17 protein-coding genes are annotated in these 16,487 nt (G+C 64.1%); 11 read left to right on the top strand and 6 right to left on the bottom strand.

Annotation, left to right across the window (positions count from 1 at the left end; genetic code table 11):
- The 3 genes from Q0094_RS10830 to hemC all read right to left on the bottom strand — a co-directional run.
- Positions 1-745 (bottom strand): dTDP-glucose 4,6-dehydratase (locus Q0094_RS10830; RefSeq protein WP_297619152.1); only part of this gene is annotated, 745 nt, incomplete at its 3' end.
- Positions 742-1,314 (bottom strand): dTDP-4-dehydrorhamnose 3,5-epimerase, encoded by a 573-nt coding sequence (rfbC, locus tag Q0094_RS10825; RefSeq protein WP_297619149.1) that lies wholly within the window; start codon positions 1,312-1,314, stop codon positions 742-744. The genes Q0094_RS10830 and rfbC, both read right to left, overlap by 4 nt.
- A 127-nt stretch (positions 1,315-1,441) precedes the next feature.
- Positions 1,442-2,404, bottom strand: a complete 963-nt coding sequence (hemC, locus tag Q0094_RS10820; RefSeq protein ID WP_297619146.1) for a hydroxymethylbilane synthase — start codon at positions 2,402-2,404, stop codon at positions 1,442-1,444.
- 105 nt (positions 2,405-2,509) lie between these two features.
- Here hemC and hemE point away from each other — a divergent pair, with 105 nt between their 5' ends.
- Both hemE and Q0094_RS10810 read left to right on the top strand, forming a co-directional pair.
- Positions 2,510-3,556 (top strand): uroporphyrinogen decarboxylase, encoded by a 1,047-nt coding sequence (gene hemE, locus Q0094_RS10815; RefSeq protein ID WP_297619143.1) that lies wholly within the window; start codon positions 2,510-2,512, stop codon positions 3,554-3,556.
- Positions 3,557-3,696: 140 nt separating this feature from the next.
- Entirely contained in the window at positions 3,697-4,866 is a 1,170-nt protein-coding gene (locus Q0094_RS10810; protein WP_297619140.1) for an FAD-dependent oxidoreductase, read from the top strand.
- A gap of 3 nt (positions 4,867-4,869) precedes the next feature.
- On the opposite strand, the gene Q0094_RS10805 is transcribed toward Q0094_RS10810, so the two are convergent.
- Both Q0094_RS10805 and hemF read right to left on the bottom strand, forming a co-directional pair.
- Positions 4,870-5,463 carry an outer membrane beta-barrel protein gene (locus Q0094_RS10805; RefSeq protein WP_297619137.1) on the bottom strand — a complete coding sequence of 198 codons (594 nt, stop codon included), beginning with the start codon at positions 5,461-5,463 and terminating at the stop codon, positions 4,870-4,872.
- 236 nt (positions 5,464-5,699) lie between these two features.
- Complete coding sequence (hemF, locus tag Q0094_RS10800; protein WP_297619135.1) at positions 5,700-6,581, bottom strand: oxygen-dependent coproporphyrinogen oxidase; 882 nt, start codon at positions 6,579-6,581, stop codon at positions 5,700-5,702.
- Between the two features lie 277 nt (positions 6,582-6,858).
- On the opposite strand from hemF, the gene Q0094_RS10795 reads away from it, so the two are divergent.
- Positions 6,859-8,310: a D-alanyl-D-alanine carboxypeptidase family protein gene (locus tag Q0094_RS10795; protein WP_297619133.1), complete on the top strand. Its 1,452-nt coding sequence runs from the start codon at positions 6,859-6,861 to the stop codon at positions 8,308-8,310.
- A gap of 23 nt (positions 8,311-8,333) precedes the next feature.
- Here the strand turns inward: Q0094_RS10795 and Q0094_RS10790 are convergent, their stop codons facing one another.
- On the bottom strand, positions 8,334-10,271 hold the full coding sequence (locus tag Q0094_RS10790; RefSeq protein WP_297619130.1) for a lytic transglycosylase domain-containing protein: 1,938 nt from the start codon (positions 10,269-10,271) through the stop codon (positions 8,334-8,336).
- Positions 10,272-10,421: 150 nt separating this feature from the next.
- Between Q0094_RS10790 and dapA the strand changes: the two genes are divergently transcribed.
- The 8 genes from dapA to arfB form a co-directional block, all read left to right on the top strand.
- Positions 10,422-11,291: a 4-hydroxy-tetrahydrodipicolinate synthase gene (dapA, locus tag Q0094_RS10785; protein ID WP_297619126.1), complete on the top strand. Its 870-nt coding sequence runs from the start codon at positions 10,422-10,424 to the stop codon at positions 11,289-11,291.
- Entirely contained in the window at positions 11,288-11,770 is a 483-nt protein-coding gene (locus tag Q0094_RS10780) for a TrmO family methyltransferase (protein WP_297619123.1), read from the top strand. The genes dapA and Q0094_RS10780 overlap by 4 nt, the downstream gene beginning before the upstream one ends.
- 18 nt (positions 11,771-11,788) lie before the next feature.
- Positions 11,789-12,262: an SsrA-binding protein SmpB gene (gene smpB, locus Q0094_RS10775; RefSeq protein ID WP_297619120.1), complete on the top strand. Its 474-nt coding sequence runs from the start codon at positions 11,789-11,791 to the stop codon at positions 12,260-12,262.
- Positions 12,263-12,510: 248 nt separating this feature from the next.
- The gene (gene sseA / locus Q0094_RS10770; protein ID WP_297619117.1) at positions 12,511-13,362 is read left to right on the top strand and encodes a 3-mercaptopyruvate sulfurtransferase; all 852 of its coding nucleotides are present in this window, start codon (positions 12,511-12,513) and stop codon (positions 13,360-13,362) included.
- Positions 13,359-13,925, top strand: a complete 567-nt coding sequence (locus tag Q0094_RS10765; protein ID WP_297619115.1) for an N-acetyltransferase — start codon at positions 13,359-13,361, stop codon at positions 13,923-13,925. The genes sseA and Q0094_RS10765 overlap by 4 nt, the downstream gene beginning before the upstream one ends.
- Before the next feature lie 9 nt (positions 13,926-13,934).
- Positions 13,935-15,110: an amino acid aminotransferase gene (locus Q0094_RS10760; protein ID WP_297619112.1), complete on the top strand. Its 1,176-nt coding sequence runs from the start codon at positions 13,935-13,937 to the stop codon at positions 15,108-15,110.
- Between the two features lie 82 nt (positions 15,111-15,192).
- Positions 15,193-15,816, top strand: coding sequence for a queuosine precursor transporter (locus Q0094_RS10755; RefSeq protein ID WP_297619109.1), 624 nt, complete (start codon positions 15,193-15,195; stop codon positions 15,814-15,816).
- Positions 15,817-16,107: 291 nt separating this feature from the next.
- Positions 16,108-16,487: alternative ribosome rescue aminoacyl-tRNA hydrolase ArfB (arfB, locus tag Q0094_RS10750; protein ID WP_297619107.1), on the top strand; the 380-nt coding region annotated here is incomplete at its 3' end.

Raw genomic sequence — 16,487 nt, 5'->3', positions numbered from 1 at the left:
TGCCGCCGATATTGTAGCTGCGCCCCACCGCGCCCTTCTGGCAGACCAGCAAGAGCGCCTCGGCGTGATCTTCGACATAAAGCCAGTCGCGCACATTGAGCCCCTGCCCGTAAACCGGGATGGGCTTGCCCGCCAAGGCATTCAGGATCACCACCGGGATGAGCTTTTCGGGGAAGTGGTAGGGGCCGTAATTGTTGGAGCAGTTGCTCAACACCACGGGCAGGCCATAGGTCTCGTGCCAGGCGCGCACCAGATGGTCGGACGCGGCCTTGGACGCCGAATAGGGGCTGTTGGGGGCATAGGGGCTGGCCTCGCTGAAAAGCCCCTCGGCCCCCAGCGTGCCATAGACCTCATCGGTCGAGATGTGATGAAATCGGAAGCTCTCGGGCCGCCCCATGGCGCCCCAATAGGCGCGCGTGGCCTCCAGCAGCGTGTAGGTGCCGGTGATATTGGTCTCGATGAAGGCTCCCGGCCCGTCGATGGACCGGTCCACATGGCTTTCGGCGGCCAGATGCAAGATCGCGTCGGGGCGATGGGTGGCCAGGATGCGATCCATCGCGGCGCGGTCGCAGATATCGGCCCGCTCGAAGGCATGAAGCGGGCTGCCCGCCACAGGCGCCAGATTGTCCAGACAGGCGGCATAGGTCAGCTTGTCGACAGTGACGACCCGGTGCCCGCGCGCCACCGCCAGCCGCACGACGGCCGACCCGATGAACCCCGCGCCGCCGGTGACCAGAAGCGTCATGCCAGACCACCCTCAAAGGTGAAGGGGCTGTCAAACCCCGCAAAGGCGGGGGCCGCGCCATCCTTGGCCGACAAGAGCGGCGCCACGCCGCCCAGGCCCCAGTCGATGCCGATATCGGGGTCGTTCCATGCCAGCGCGCCTTCGGTCTCGGGGGCGTAGCGGTCGGAACACTTGTAGATGATCTCGGTCTGAGGGGCGCGGGTGACAAACCCATGGGCAAAGCCCGCCGGGATCAAAAGCTGGCGGCCATTCTCGAAGCTCAGCTCGATCCCGAACCATTTGCCATAGCTGGGCGAGCCCCGGCGGATATCGACCGCCACATCGAACAGCACCCCGCGCCCACAGCGCACCAGCTTGGCCTGCGCATGCGGCGGCGCCTGAAAATGCAACCCGCGCACCGTGCCAGCCTGTGCCGAAAGCGAATGATTGTCCTGCACAAAATCAAGCGCAATCCCATGACCCAACAGCTTGTCACGGCTCCACGTCTCAGCAAAAAACCCCCGCACATCCCCAATCCGCGGGGGCGTGATCACCAACAAGCCAAATATCCCAGTGCCCTCTATCTGCATGCCGAAACCTTCGAGCGAGCGCGTTTTACAGCGAAATACCCGCTGTTTGCTCGAAAGACAAAATCATGCCCAAGCCAAGGGTGCAACCGTTCAACGGCATCGGCGAAAAAACGATCGCTTGGGATTGTTAACCGGCAACCCAGTCGAAAAAGCCTTCACCCGCGCGGGCGCGCAGATCACGGGCCATCTCGGTGCCCAGTGCCGCGCCATCGGCGACCGGCGCGGTCCGATCATCGGTCAGCACCTCGGAGCCATTGGGCCGCAAGATTTCCCCGCGCAGGCGCAAGGTGCCACCGTCAAGTTCGGCCAATCCTGCGATGGGCGTCTGACACGAGCCATCAAGCCCGGCCAGAAAGGCGCGTTCAGCCGCCAATCGCTGGCCGGTGGGTCCATGATGGATCGCCTCGAGCATCGCGGCCGCGCGGCTGTCGCCTTGGCGGCGTTCGATGCCGATGGCACCTTGCGCCACGGCGGGCAGCATGTCGTCGGTCTCGATGGGGGCGCGCACAACATCGGTCATGCCCAGACGGCGCAGACCGGCCATCGCCAGAAAGGTCGCATCGGCCACGCCATCGCCCAGTTTCTTCATCCGGGTCTGCACATTGCCACGGAATTCCACCACGCACAGATCGGGCCGGCGCGCCATCAACTGGGCTCGGCGTCGTAACGAGGAAGACCCCACCCGCGCACCGGCGGGCAGATCTGCCAGGCTGTCGTGGCCCAGCGCTACGAACGCATCACGCACATCTTCGCGCGGAAGGTAACACTCCAGAACCAGCCCGCCGGGCTGCAACACCGGCATGTCCTTCATCGAATGCACGGCGATGTCGATCTTGCCAGACAACATGTCGTCTTCGATTTCACGGGTGAACAGGCCCTTGCCACCCAGATCCTTGAGCGGCTTGTCCGCATCAATCAGGCTGCGATCATCGCCCGTGGTCTTGATGACCACGATCTCGAATGCCGCCTCGGGCAGATCGAAGGCCGCCAACAGGCGGCTGCGCGTCTCATGGGCCTGTGCCAGAGCCAGCGGCGAGCCACGGGTTCCGATGCGAAGCGGTTGGGCGGGGGTCGGCAGATCGATGGTCATGGCATCCTTCTATATGTGTCAACTTGTCTTGACAATCGCCTTTGGGTTGACAGACTCCTCCGCGCGGATGATCTGTGTCTGCCAAACGACCAAAGGACAATCCCCATGTTTGACGCGCCCCCCGCCAGCCAGAAAAAGCTGCTGCGCTCGCTCGCCGGCGAGGCCATGGATGTGCCGCCGGTCTGGTTGATGCGGCAGGCCGGGCGCTATCTGCCGGAATACCGCGCCACGCGGGCCGAGGCGGGCGATTTCTTGTCGTTGTGCTACAATTCCGATCTGGCCGCCGAGGTGACGCTGCAACCGATCCGGCGCTATGGCTTTGACGCGTCGATCCTGTTTGCCGATATTCTGCTCATCCCCGATGCGCTGGGTGCCGATCTGTGGTTTTCCACCGGTGAAGGGCCACGGCTATCGACCATAACGGGTCCCGAAGGGCTGAAGAAACTGAAAGGCCGCGATGATATCCACGATCATCTGGCCCCGGTCTATGAAACCGTCCGCATCCTTGCCCGCGAATTGCCGAAGGAAACCACGCTGATCGGCTTTGCCGGCGCACCCTGGACCGTGGCGACCTACATGATTGCCGGACGCGGCACCCCCGATCAGGCGCCCGCGCATGCGCTGCGCCAAAGCGACCCGGCCACCTTTGGCGCGCTGATCGATCTGTTGACCGAGGCCACCATCGACTATCTCGATCAACAGGTTCTGGCAGGCGCCGAGGTGATCAAGATCTTCGACAGCTGGGCCGGATCGCTCAAGGGACAGGCTTTTGCGGATTTTGCCCTTGCCCCCGCACAGCGCATCACCGCCGAGCTCAAACGCCGCCACCCCGGCCTGCCGATCATCGCCTTTCCGCGCGAAGCGGGTGAGAATTATATCGGCTTTGCCAAGGCCGTGGGCGCCGATGCGCTGGCCATTGACACATCGGTCGATCCCGTCTGGGCCGCCAAGCATCTGCAACCCGATAGCTGCGTGCAGGGAAACCTCGACCCCAAACATATGATCACCGGTGGCCAAGCCCTGATCGACGAAACCCGCCGTATCGTCGATGCGCTGAGGGGCGGGCCGCATATCTTCAATCTTGGTCATGGCATCACGCCCGAGGCCGACCCCGAGAATGTGCATCTGCTTCTGGAGACCATTCGCGGCTGACCGGGCAGATGCGCCGATGATCACGGTCGCCTGCGTATTTGGCGAAAGATGAAGGGCCGGGACAAATCTTGAACGGAGTGTCCTTCATCTTTCCCAAAATACGCACAAGGCTGCGCTGACCACCAGGGGGAGGGGCCGGGATGGAGCGCGCGGATATCATTGTCGTCGGGCGCGGGCTGATGGGCACGGCCTGTGCGCGGCATCTGGCCGAGGCGGGATGCGATGTGGTGCTGGTCGGGCCCGACGAGCCCACGGATCGCGCACACCACAAGGGGCCTTTCGGAAGCTTTCACGATGCAGGCCGGATCACGCGGGCCATCGCAGAGGATGCGGTCTGGTCACGGCTGGCGACACGATCGATCGCACGCTACCGCGATCTGGAACGGCGATCCGGCATCGCGTTCTACACCGATGGCGGTGCGGTGATGGCCGGGCCCCAGACGGGGCCGATGGCGGGCTTTGCACAGGATTTTCTTGACTGCGCGGCGCGGCTTGGCCTGCGCCATGCGCGGCTGACGGGCAATGACCTTGCGCAGCGGTTCGACTGTTTCAGCATGCCCAAGGGCAGCCTTGGTGCCTTTGACCCTTTGGGGGGCGTGATTGATCCGCGCGCCATGCGGCGGGCCGAAGAAACATTGGCACAGGCTGCGGGGGCGCGGGTTATTCCCACCCATGTCACCGCGCGCAACGGGGCGGTTCTGACGCTGGCCACGGGGGCGGCGCTGGCGGCGGGGCATGTCGTTCTGGCGATGGGCGGATGGGCCGGGGTCGATCCCATGTCATCCGGGCGACCCGCGATGCGGGTCTATCAGCGCAGCGTCTTGCTGGCCGAGATCGACCCCGATGAAGCCGCGCGGTTGGCGGGCATGCCAAGCCTGATCTATGTGCCGCAAGGCGCGCGGACGGATCTCTATCTGTTGCCACCGATCCGCTATCCTGACGGACGGCTCTACCTCAAGATCGGGGGGGAAGAAACCAGCCCCGAGGCGCTGGACACAGCCGCGCTGAACGCTTGGTTCAAGACCAAAGGCAGCGCCACGGCGGGCGCGGTGCTGGAGGCGGAATTGCGCATGCTGATGCCCGATCTGCGCATCATGCGCACCACGACGGCCGCATGCGCGGTCAGCTTTACCGCGACGGGCCACCCCTATATCGGCCGCCTCGATGCCAACACCACGCTCTTGACCGGGGGCAATGGGGCCGCAGCCAAATCGGCCGACGAGCTGGGGCGTCTGGGTGCGGTTGCAGCCCTCGGCGGCGCTGTGGCCGCCGAAGGGTTGGGCACGGATTTCGCGCCCATGTTTGCCTGAAGATCAGAAACGGAAATTGACCGATACGGCGGCGGTCGTCGCCTGTGCCTCAATCCCGGCAAGATCGAAGTCGCCGAATTCGTGATAGAGAACCTCGGCGCCAAGGCTCATGGTCTCGCTCAACAGCATCTCATAACCGACACCGGCAAACCATCCGTCACCCGTGCCAACCCCGCCGCCCGAAGTGCGGGCCTGTGCCCAACCGGCCGTGCCATAGACCCAATCATCGGTCAGATCGACACCGGCGCGCAGCCCAAGACGCGTGACGGAATCGAGCGTCGCCACCCCGCCGATGTCCAGATTGGTGGCATCATACTGCAAACCGCCACCCAAGATGAACGTGCCGAAATCGTAATCGTAATAGGCGCGCAATCCGAGCAAGACATCATCGCCCGCCAATGCGGGCCCTGTCGTGGAAAGATCGGCGTAGCCTAGCTGAAGACCGACCGACGGGCCGGTGAAATCCGTCCCGAACCGGATCGGCGGGGCGGGATCAAGGAGAATGGGCGCGGGTGGGGTCGCAACCACCCCGCCGGCAAGAACCGGGCCTGTGACCAAGATGGCAAGACCGGCGGCAAGGATCAAAGGATGTTTCATGAGCGGGGCACTCCTTAACTCTTCATTCTGTTCTGGTGGCTGCGACAAGATCGGGCGCCGCAGGCTTCAAGCCTTTGCATGATGCCCCACCGTTCAACACAGCCGCCCGACACAAACGCGAGAGCCCCCCAAAAGGCGCTATTTTCCGCTGAAACAAAAAGATAAAATCGGCAAGCTGCCGCCGAGCATGGCTTGGGCCCGCGACATCCCGTCCGGGGGGCCCATGCCAGACTGGGTCAGGTCCACTTGGCGATAGGTGGCAGGCTCATCAAGACGGCATTGGCGTCATGACCCGTTTCAAGGCCGAATTTGGTGCCCCGATCATAGACAAGATTGTATTCGGCATAGAGCCCGCGATGGATCAGTTGCGCCTCGCGGTCGGCTTCGGTCCATGCGGTGTGCCGGCGCTTTTCCACCAGCGGCACAAAGGCAGGAAGAAAGGCACGGCCCACGTCTTGGGTAAAGGCGAAATCGGCCTCCCAGTCGCCGGTATGCAGATCGTCGTAGAAGATGCCGCCGACACCGCGGGCGCGATTGCGATGGGGAACATGGAAATACTCATCCGCCCATGCCTTGAAGCGCGGATAGTAATCGGGCGCATGCCGATCGCAATGGGCGCGCAGCACGGCGTGGAACTCTGCGGTGTCCTCGGCATATTCGATCGCGGGGTTGAGATCAGTCCCCCCCCCGAACCATCCCGCAATGGGGGTCCAGAACATGCGGGTGTTCATATGCACGGCGGGGGCATGGGGGTTTTGCATGTGAGCGACCAGCGAAATTCCCGCGGCCCAAAAAGTCGGATCATCCTTGAGCCCCGACAAATCCTTGCGCGCGGCCATTGCGCCGACAGCACGGGGTCCAAGCTGACCATAGACCGTCGAGACATTGACCCCGACCTTTTCAAAGACCCGCCCGCCGCGCATCACGCTCATCAGGCCGCCGCCGGCATCTGATCCATCGTCGGAATGGCGTTTGGTTTCGCTCACTTCGAAACGGCCCGCCGGCAAGGGGCCGCCCTGTGTCTGCTCAAGTGTCTCGAAGGCGGCGACAATATCGTCGCGGAGGCTTCTGAACCAAGCCGAGGCACGGGTTTTGCGATCGTCGTAGCTATCCTTCACGGGGCGGTCCTTTCTGTTCTCGGTCAGGTTGTAACAGAGGTAATCCGCTCGCGCTACGCGACCTTTCGCATGGGGGCCGCGCAAGGCCATGCACTTTCGTCGCAGAAAACCGCACGAAAGATACAACAGCCTGCTTTCCCACCTGTGCTTTTTCCTGTTCTACCCCGTAGATTTTTTCATGCATATCGAATAGGCTACAAGGAATAGCCGCATCAGACGGCACCCCGAGGCAGAGCGAGCAGGCTCCGTGCAACACAGATCGACCCTTCCGGCCCTGATGGTGCTGGTCATTTTCTTGTGTTTCGCCATCACAGGCGGCCCGCTGCGCGCGGCGCCGTATGCGGCGATGGTGATGGATGCACGCACGGGCGAGGTGCTGCATGCGCGCAATGCCGACACGCGGTTGCATCCCGCCTCGCTCACCAAGATGATGACGCTTTACATCGCCTTCGAGGCGATCCGACTGCGTGAGATCACGCTTGATACCCCCGTTCGCATCTCGCAACACGCGGCCAATGAACCGCCCTCGCGGTTGGGGCTGCGGGCGGGTTCGACGATCCGGTTCCGCTATCTGATCCGTGCCGCCGCGATCCGGTCGGCCAATGACGCCGCCACCGCGATCGGTGAGGCGATTTCAGGATCAGAAGCCGAATTTTCCCGCCGCATGGACCGCACCGCGCTGGCCTTGGGGATGACGCGTTCCACGTTTCGCAACGCCCATGGCCTGACCCAACAAGGCCACCTGTCGACCGCGCAGGACATGACGATCCTGGGCCGTCGGCTGTTTTTTGATTATCCCGAATACTACAACATCTTTTCGCGGCGCGAAGATGATGCCGGCATTGCCACAATCCGCAACACCAACCGCGCCTTGCTTGCTGCCTATCGTGGCGCTGACGGGATCAAGACCGGCTTTACACAGGCTGCGGGCTTCAATCTGGTCGCATCGGCCGAACGGGGCAATGTGCGGGTGATCGCCACTGTCTTTGGCGGGCAATCGACCGCAGCGCGCAACCAACGCATCATGGAACTGATGGACATGGGCTTTGCGCGCGCGCCCGCGAATGCGACCGTGCGGCGGCCCGCGCTGCCGGTCTATGGGCCGGAACACAATCAAGCCGTTCCGGGCGCGGCGGCCTTGGTTTCAAGCCTGACCTCACCATCGCTGCGCCCGATCCCCCGCCCGGGTGGGGGGGGTGGGCCGCGCGCACCGGAACCGGCGCTGGCCGCCGCAATCGAAGCCGCCTTGGGCGAGGCACTGGGCGCCAGCGTGGCGGCAGGCATGCAGCAGGACCGCCAACCGCTTCCACAAGCGCCCACGGATGTGGCAACGACCGATGCGCCCAGCGCGCCAAGCATGTTGCCCGCACCACGCCCCGATCCGCAAACCTCGCTGGTCGTGCCCCCCCGCCCCGCCGATCAGGTCGAGCCACAGGTCGTCGCAGCCTCGCTTGCGCCCGAAGTGGTGACGCGCGCGTCATCGACGGGTGCGCGCCTGTTCGGCGTTTCGCTGGGCGCGCAAAACTCTCACAGCGCGGCCGAGCGGCTGTTGCTGCGCACCGCGCTGAGCGAGATCGGCACCTTTGATCAGGCGCTGCGCCGTGTGGTTCAGCGCAACGGCGGCTATGAGGCACGGTTTCAGGGCCTGACCGAAGACCAGGCCGCGCGCGCGTGCGCACGGCTGGCGGCCCGTTCAATCCCGTGTGAGCCTTTCGGTCCGGCGTCGTGATACTGCCCGATGCGCGATGACGGCTACCTGACCAAGCGCTGAGACAACCCAAGACCGGGCAGGGTTTCGGTCAGTTGCGCCTCGTAGATGGCCATGCTTTCGGTCACACGCATGATGTAGTTGCGCGTTTCGGTAAAGGGGATCGCCTCGATCCAATGGACGATATCGGCGGCCTGACGCGGATCGCCAAAGCGGCCGATCCATTCCTCGGCGCGACGGGGCCCGGCATTATAGGCAGCCGCCACCAGAACCGGATTGCCGCCATAGGTCTCGATCAGCTGTTTCAGGTAGCTCGCCCCCAACAGCGCATTGTAAGCGGGGTCCGACAACATGCGATCTTGCGAGAACGCCACGCCGATGTCGCGGGCGACATCGCGGCCCGTCCCCGGCATCACCTGCATCAACCCAAGTGCCCCGGCGGGGCTGACGACGCTGGGATCGAACTCGGATTCGCGCCGCGCGATGGCCAGGATCAGCGCGGGCGGCGCAGGCAGATTGGCGCCGACAAGCGCGGGCATGACCGGAAAATAGGGGCGCATGATCTCATGGCCGGCATCGGCGGCACGCTTGGCGATCCGGAGCGCGACATGGGCATCGCCGATGGCCAGCGCGAAATCGCCAAGCTGGCCGGCTTCGGTCCGGGTCAGGCTTTCGGTCAGATGGGTCAAGAATCGCTCGGCAGGCCAATCCTGCCGTGCCTCAAGCAGCAAGAGCGCCGCCTGAAAGACACGCGACCGGGTAAAGGCGGCTTGCCGCCAATCGCCGAATTGCTCACGGCCCAAAAAGCCGGGATCAAGGGCAAGCCCGCCGCGCTCGGCGGCCAATTGACCATAAAAGCTCGACTGGAAGCCTGCACCAAAGGCAAAGGCTTCGGCGGCGGCCCTGTCGTTGCCCGCACCCTGATGGGCGCGTCCCAGCCAGTATCCCGCGCGCCCCAGTGATATGGGCGTCAGAACCACGTCGCGGAACGCCCCAAAGTGGCGGATCGCGGTGTCAAATCGGCCCATGCGATAGGCGCAGTATCCCGCCAGCCATTCATTGTCGGCATAGGCGGAACTTGCGCGTGACGGCGCAATCCGATGGTCGGCGGCATATGTGTAGCAGCGGGAAAAATCGCCATCACGCATGACATCGCGGGCAAGATCAGCCCGCCGGTTTGCCCAAAGCGCGGGACGCCCAAGGCTTTCAACCGAACTGGACCGCTCGGCCATCAGATCACCGGCCGTATCCCAATTGCCCGCACGCATGCGCCACAAGAACCGGTCATGGGCAAGGCCCGGATCATTTGCCAGATCGGCGGGCACGGCGTTGATGCGCGCGGTGACACCGGGCAAATCCGCGCGCAGCGCCAGCCGCGCCTCGGCCAGCCGTTGCCAGCCCTCGGGGACGAGCGGCAGCATGGCGCGCGCGCGCTCTTCGGCCCCTTCCCACAACAAATGATCGAGCCGTGCGATGTGATGGCGGCCCGTGTTCAGCACCGCGCCAAAGGCGCCGCGCAAATCCCCCGCCTCTGGCCCGGTCATGGTCAGCGATGTCCATGCGCGGATCGCCTCGGCGTCGGCTGCGGCGCGGTCGCCGCGCGCCTGATGGGCAAGGGCAAGGGCCAGCGCACCCGCGCCTGTCGTGGGGAGGTCGGGATCGAAATAGGCGATGACGGCCGCCGGGTCCGCCCCGGCCGGGATCGCGGCCTCGCCCTTGGTGCGCAGCAGCGGCAGCCCCGGCCAGTCGGGATTGCGGGCCAGAAAATCGCGGTATTCCTGCCAGTGACCATCGCCGGCGCGAAGCCGTGTCCACAGCACGATGTCGCGCGCGACCAGATCATCGATACCGGCCGCGGCCTGTTGCGCAGATGCGAAATCGCCCCGGTCGATAGCCCCAAGCGCAAGCGCAAGCGCCGTTGCATCAGCGTCGGCGCGCAACGGGGTGAACAAAAGGATAAGACCAAGGAAAATCTGCCGCATCGAATGCCCTCACTGCTTTTTTCCGCAAGGATATGCGACAGCGCGCGGGACGCAACACACGAACTTGGCATTCCTGCGCGCGCTCGTTAGTGTCGCCGCGATCTGGCCGGGGTATTCGACCTTGGCACCCACAGCGAAAGGATGCGTGTCATGTTCCAAGGCTCGATGCCTGCTCTGGTCACGCCGTTCAAGGACGGCGCGGTGGATTTCGACGCGCTCAAACAATTGGTGGACTGGCAGATCGCACAAGGCTCGAACGGGCTGGTGCCGGTGGGCACGACCGGCGAAAGCCCGACATTGACCCATGACGAACATGAGCGCGTCATCGAAGCGGTCGTGACCACCGCCGCAGGCCGCGTGCCGGTGATCGCAGGCGCGGGGTCAAACAACACCGTCGAGGCGATCCGCTTCGTCGAATTCGCCAAGACCATCGGCGCAGACGCCGCGCTGGTGGTCACGCCCTACTACAACAAGCCCACGCAAAAGGGGCTGATCGCGCATTTCTCGGCGCTGAACGAAATCGGCATCCCGATCATCATCTACAACATCCCGCCCCGCTCGGTGGTCGACATGTTGCCGGCCACCATGGGCGAATTGGCCAAGCTGCCCAATATCGTGGGCGTCAAGGACGCGACCGGCGATCTGAGCCGCGTGCCCAAGCAGCGGATGACCTGCGGGGCGGATTTCATCCAGCTTTCGGGCGAGGATGCCACCGCCGTGGGGTTCAACGCGCAAGGGGGCGTGGGCTGTATCTCGGTCACCGCGAATGTGGCGCCAAGGCTTTGCGCCGAAATGCAGGCCGCGACCCTTGCGGGCGATTACCGCGCTGCGCTGGCCTATCAGGACAAGCTGATGCCGCTGCATGAGGCGATTTTCACCGAACCCGGCGTGTGCGGGGCGAAATACGGCCTTCAGCTTTTGGGCCGTGTCCGCGAAGACGTGCGCTTGCCGCTGACCGGGCTGTCGGATGCCACCAAATCCCAGATCGCGGCCGCCATGCGGCATGCCGGCATCTTGTGAAGCGCGACGGCGAGATTGCCCTGCCCTTTGACCCAGCCGAACGGATCACGGCGGGGCTGAGCTTTGTCGGGCATATCCGCTCGCCCTGGGCCAAGGGGAATGCACCCAAGAACCTGCGCGCGGCGCGCGAGACCGGTCAGGGTGCCCGGATCGAGCTGTTGCCGGGCTATGGCGCCGGGCTTTTGGGGCTTGAGGTGGGGCAGGCCATTCAACTGCTCTACTGGGTGGATCGGGGCATACGCGATCTGATCGTGCAGGTGCCGGGCCACACAGACGGGCCGCGCGGCACCTTTGCGCTGCGCTCGCCGGTGCGGCCCAACCCGATTGCGCTGGGCACGGTCGTGATCACATCACTCGACCCCGAAACAGGGATCATCGGCATCGACGCGACCGATGCCTATGACGGCACGCCGGTTCTCGACATCAAGCCATGGATCGGCACGGTGGATGTGCCACCGGGCTGGCGGCCCGGGGCGTGAACCCCTATATCGGCGGCCATGGCCAAGAATAGCGACAACAAGAATTACAAGGTGATCGCCGAGAATCGGCGCGCACGCTTCGACTATGCGATCGAGGAAGACCTTGAGGTCGGCATCGTTTTGCAAGGATCCGAGGTCAAGAGCCTGCGGCAGGGATCGGCGAATATCGCGGAAAGCTATGCCGCGGTCGAAGAGGGCGAGCTGTGGTTGGTCAATTGCTACATCGCCCCCTATGCACAGGCCAAGACATGGGGCCATGAAGAACGCCGCCGCCGCAAGATGCTGGCCAGCAAGCGCCAGCTGTCGCGGATGTGGAATGCCACCCAGCGCCAGGGCATGACGCTGGTGCCCATCGTGATGTATTTCAACGACAAGGGTCTGGTGAAGCTGAAGCTGGGCATCGCCAAGGGCAAGAAGCTGGCCGACAAGCGCGAAACCAGCGCCGAGCGCGACTGGAACCGCCAGAAGCAGCGGCTGCTGAAACAGAACTGACCAGGCGGCGGCCCGCGTCAGGCAGCCCGGTGCCCGGGCGCCATCCTTGGGCCGCGTTGCCACGGATGGTTGGGGCTGCCGGATGGATGTTTGGGCGCATGCGGGTTTGGCAGCCGCCGGATGCCCATCGCGGGGATCGCATTCAAACAAGGACGCAAAAGCAGCGTGGCCGTGATGCTTGCCTTGCAAGGTTTGCCGGCATAGGGCTTGATGTCGAAACCTGACCCGAAGCGCGCGGAGGCGCTGCCATGGCCAAAGATGACCCCAAGACGCTTGTATCGACCGATTGGCTGGCTGCACATCTGGACGATCCGGATTTGAGGATATTGGACGCGTCCTATTATCTTGCCGATGCGGGGCGTGACGCGAGGGCCGAGTATGCGGCAGGCCACATTCCGGGCGCGCGTTTTTTTGACATCGACGAGATCGCCGATGCACGCAGCGCGCTGCCGCACATGGCGGCGCCCGCCGAGAAATTCATGAGCCGGATGCGCGCCTTGGGCGTGGGCGACGGCCACCAGATTGTGGTCTATGACGGCGCGGGCCTGTTTTCTGCGGCGCGCGTGTGGTGGAATTTCCGCCTGATGGGCAAGACCGACATCGCCGTTCTGGATGGTGGTTTTCCGAAATGGACGTCAGAGGGCCGCCCGGTCGAGGACATGGCACCCATCATCCGTGACCGCCACATGACGGTGCAGCGTCAGGCCCATCTGGTGAAGGATGTGACGCAGGTGGCCGCTGCCTCCAAGCTGGGCGATTGGCAGATCGTCGATGCCCGTTCGCCCGCACGCTTTCGGGGTGACGCGCCCGAACCACGTGCGGGGCTGCGGGCCGGGCATATCCCCGGGGCCAAGAACGTGCATTATGCGACGCTTTTGAACGCCGATGGCACCCTGAAGGATCCTGACGCCTTGCGTCAGATTTTCGCCGCCGCCGATGTCGATGTGGGGCGGCGCACCATCACCACCTGCGGGTCGGGGGTGACAGCGGCCATCGTCATGCTGGCGCTGACGCGGTTGGGCAATGCGGATGTGTCGCTTTATGACGGGTCCTGGACCGAATGGGGGCAATTCGAGCAACTGCAGGTCGCCAAAGGATGAGCCTGACCCCAGCCGGGACCGAAGTCGCCTATAGTGTGACCTATCTTGAAATGACGACGCGGCCGGAATGGCCGATGCCGCGCCTGCCGGGTCACATCCGGCTGGACCGCGCGATCGATCCGCCCGTGTGGTATTTTCTGATGCTTTATGACGCCGTGGGGCGCGATTACGAATGGCAAGACCGCTTCGTGCAGGCCGAAGAAGACCCCGCCGCGCTGCAAGCCTTTGTGCGTGATCGCGATGTGGTGATCTGGACGGCCACGGGGCATGGCTGGCCACAAGGGTTTTTCATGTTGGATTGGCGCGTGCCGGGCATTTGCGATCTGGCCTATTTCGGTCTGGTGCCGCAAGCGGTGGGCAAAGGCTGGGGCAAAGCCTTGTTGCAAACCGCGATCCTGACCGGTTGGGCGCGCGATGGCGTGGACAAGATGACGGTGAACACGTGCACGCTCGATCATCCGCGCGCCTTGGCGCTCTATCAGCGGATGGGCTTTGCGCCCGTCGCACGCGAGGATCGGCGGCGGGTTCTGGTCCATGATCACGACCCCGCGCGCTTTGCCTGAGGGATTGCCATGTTTGAAACCGTCACCGCACCCGAACCCGACAAGATCATCCGTCTGATGGGAATGTTCGCCGCCGACCCGCGCGGCGACAAGATCGATCTGGGCGTGGGTGTCTATCGTTCGCCCGAGGGCAAGACGCCGGTGATGGCGGCTGTCAAGGCCGCCGAACACAGGATCTGGACCGCGCAGGACAGCAAGACCTATGTCAGCTTGCGTGGCGATCCGGGGTATCTGGACGCGATGCGGCGGCTGATCCTTGGTGACGGCGTGCCCGAGGCACGCGTGGCTGCGGCGGGCACCCCCGGCGGCACGGGCGCCGTGCGGCAGGTTCTGGAAACGGTGCATCGGCTCAACCCGACCGCCACGGTCTGGATCAGCGATCCGACATGGCCGAACCATCCGGCGATCATCGACCATCTGGGCCAAGCCCGGCGCAGCTATCGCTATTACGACGCCCAGACCGGCGGCATCGACCGGGCGGGGATGATGGCCGATCTGGCGGGGGCTGTGCGCGGCGATCTGATCTTGCTGCATGGCTGTTGCCACAACCCGACGGGGGCCGATCTTTTGCCTTCGGATTGGCAAGCCATCGCCGCGCTTTGTGCCAGGACCGGCGCGATCCCCTTTGTCGATATGGCCTATCAGGGCTTTGGTGCCGGTCTGGACGCCGATGCCGGTGGCGTGCGCCATCTGGCCCTGACCCTGCCCGAGGTGCTGATCGCGGCCAGTTGTTCCAAGAATTTCGGCCTTTACCGCGAGCGGGTTGGCGCAGTCTTGATCGTGACCGAGGGCAAGGCTGCCGCCGAGGGGGTTCTGGCGGGCATGAACCGACAGAATTTCGCCTTTCCCCCCGATCACGGCGCCCGCGTGGTGCAGGAAATTCTGGGCGATGCCGCATTGCGCATGGATTGGCGTGACGAATTGGAGGCGATGCGCCGCATGATGGAGGGCAATCGCCGCGCACTGGCCGAAGCGCTGCGCGGCGAAACGGGATCAGACCGGTTTGGCTTTCTGGCTGCGCATCGGGGCATGTTCTCGCTCATCGGGGGGACGGCGGCACAGGTCGAGACCTTGCGCGCGGGCCATGGCATCTATCTGGTGGGCGATGGGCGGATGAATATCGCAGGGCTGACGCCCGACACCATCCCGCGGGTCGCGCGCGCCTTGGCCGAGGTGCTTGCCTGAGCCCGCCGTGAGGTATAGGAGACGGCCGTCCGCGATGGGCGCGGGCCAAGTCTCCGACCACCTTGTAAAAACGGAATACATCATGAATTCAAAGTACTTGCCGGGCATTCTGGCAATGGCAGCCGTCGTTGTGGCCTCCAATATCCTTGTGCAGGTCTTGTTCGGGAATTGGCTGACATGGGGCGCGTTCACTTATCCGCTTGCGTTTTTGATCACCGACATCATGAACCGCGTCTATGGCGTGCAAGCGGCGCGGCGCGTGGTGTTCGCGGGCTTTGTGGTGGGTGTGGTCTGTTCGCTGATCGGAACGCAGATCATGGGCGCATACGGCCCCTTGGTCACAATGCGCATCGCGTTGGCGTCTGGGCTCGCGTTCTTGACGGCACAGCTTTTGGACGTGGCAATCTTTGACCGTCTGCGTGATCGTGGCTGGTGGCAAGCCCCTGTTTTATCGAGTGTAATCGGATCTTCTGTGGATACGGCGCTGTTTTTCAGCGTCGCGTTTTCGGCCAGTCTGGCGTTTCTTGAGCCGGGCAATGACGTGTCATGGGCGGGCGAGGTGGTGCCTGTTCTGGGGGGTGGGCCCCTGGCGCCGCTCTGGGTGTCGCTGGCCATCGCCGATTGGGGGGTCAAGCTGGCCATCGCGGTGGCGGCGCTGATCCCCTTCCGGATCATCACGCGCAAAATCATGGCACAGATGGTATAAAAGGTTTTGACAACCGCAAAATCTGTGGCAGGTTAAGGGCAACTGCAACCCATTGAAAGGAGGTGATCCAGTGATCAGAGAAACATTGGAGAATGGTGTCGGGACAGCTTGGGAGGTGCGCCTCTAAGGCAGCCCTTGGGGGTTTTTGCCCCTCCCGGGTGGGTCGATCCTAACCGATACCCGCCTCCTGAATTCTCGAAAGGGTCGTCGCAAGGCGGCCCTTTTTTGTTTGGGATGGCCGCGCACAGCGCGTACACACCCTGTACACAGCCCGTACACAGACAGCCCCCCATGCCCCTGTCGATCAACGACCGCATCACCATCGCCGATTGGGAGCTGACGGAAGCCTTTGTCCGATCCTCGGGCCCCGGCGGGCAGAATGTGAACAAGGTGTCGACAGCGGTGGAATTGCGGTTCGAGGCGGCGCGGTCCCCGCATCTGTCCGACCCGGTCAAGCGGCGGCTGGAACGGCTGGCCGGGCGGCGCTGGACCAAGGATGGCGCGCTGGTCATCCAGGTGGAGGAGACGCGCAGCCAGGCCCAGAACCGCGAGATCGCGCGGCAACGGCTGGCCGAGTTGATCCGCGCGGCGCTGGTCGTGCCGAAACCACGGCGACCGACGCGGCCCACCAAGGGGTCGGTCGAGCGGCGCATCAAGGAGAAGAAGGTGCG

It is taken from the genome of uncultured Roseicyclus sp., from assembly GCF_937892565.1.
GTDB lineage: Bacteria > Pseudomonadota > Alphaproteobacteria > Rhodobacterales > Rhodobacteraceae > Roseicyclus.
This window is presented reverse-complemented; position numbering and strand designations above follow the sequence as displayed.

What these genes read in the sequence shown, in the direction of transcription:
- rfbC (WP_297619149.1), bottom strand. Translation starts at nt 1,314, where the DNA reads ATGCAGATAGAGGGCACTGGGATATTTGGCTTGTTGGTGATCACGCCC.
- hemC (WP_297619146.1), bottom strand. Translation starts at nt 2,404, where the DNA reads ATGACCATCGATCTGCCGACCCCCGCCCAACCGCTTCGCATCGGAACC.
- Q0094_RS10755 (WP_297619109.1), top strand. Translation starts at nt 15,193, where the DNA reads ATGAATTCAAAGTACTTGCCGGGCATTCTGGCAATGGCAGCCGTCGTT.
- Q0094_RS10795 (WP_297619133.1), top strand. Translation starts at nt 6,859, where the DNA reads ATGGTGCTGGTCATTTTCTTGTGTTTCGCCATCACAGGCGGCCCGCTG.
- Q0094_RS10790 (WP_297619130.1), bottom strand. Translation starts at nt 10,271, where the DNA reads ATGCGGCAGATTTTCCTTGGTCTTATCCTTTTGTTCACCCCGTTGCGC.
- Q0094_RS10765 (WP_297619115.1), top strand. Translation starts at nt 13,359, where the DNA reads ATGAGCCTGACCCCAGCCGGGACCGAAGTCGCCTATAGTGTGACCTAT.
- sseA (WP_297619117.1), top strand. Translation starts at nt 12,511, where the DNA reads ATGGCCAAAGATGACCCCAAGACGCTTGTATCGACCGATTGGCTGGCT.
- Q0094_RS10805 (WP_297619137.1), bottom strand. Translation starts at nt 5,463, where the DNA reads ATGAAACATCCTTTGATCCTTGCCGCCGGTCTTGCCATCTTGGTCACA.
- Q0094_RS10810 (WP_297619140.1), top strand. Translation starts at nt 3,697, where the DNA reads ATGGAGCGCGCGGATATCATTGTCGTCGGGCGCGGGCTGATGGGCACG.
- Q0094_RS10760 (WP_297619112.1), top strand. Translation starts at nt 13,935, where the DNA reads ATGTTTGAAACCGTCACCGCACCCGAACCCGACAAGATCATCCGTCTG.
- smpB (WP_297619120.1), top strand. Translation starts at nt 11,789, where the DNA reads ATGGCCAAGAATAGCGACAACAAGAATTACAAGGTGATCGCCGAGAAT.
- hemE (WP_297619143.1), top strand. Translation starts at nt 2,510, where the DNA reads ATGTTTGACGCGCCCCCCGCCAGCCAGAAAAAGCTGCTGCGCTCGCTC.
- dapA (WP_297619126.1), top strand. Translation starts at nt 10,422, where the DNA reads ATGTTCCAAGGCTCGATGCCTGCTCTGGTCACGCCGTTCAAGGACGGC.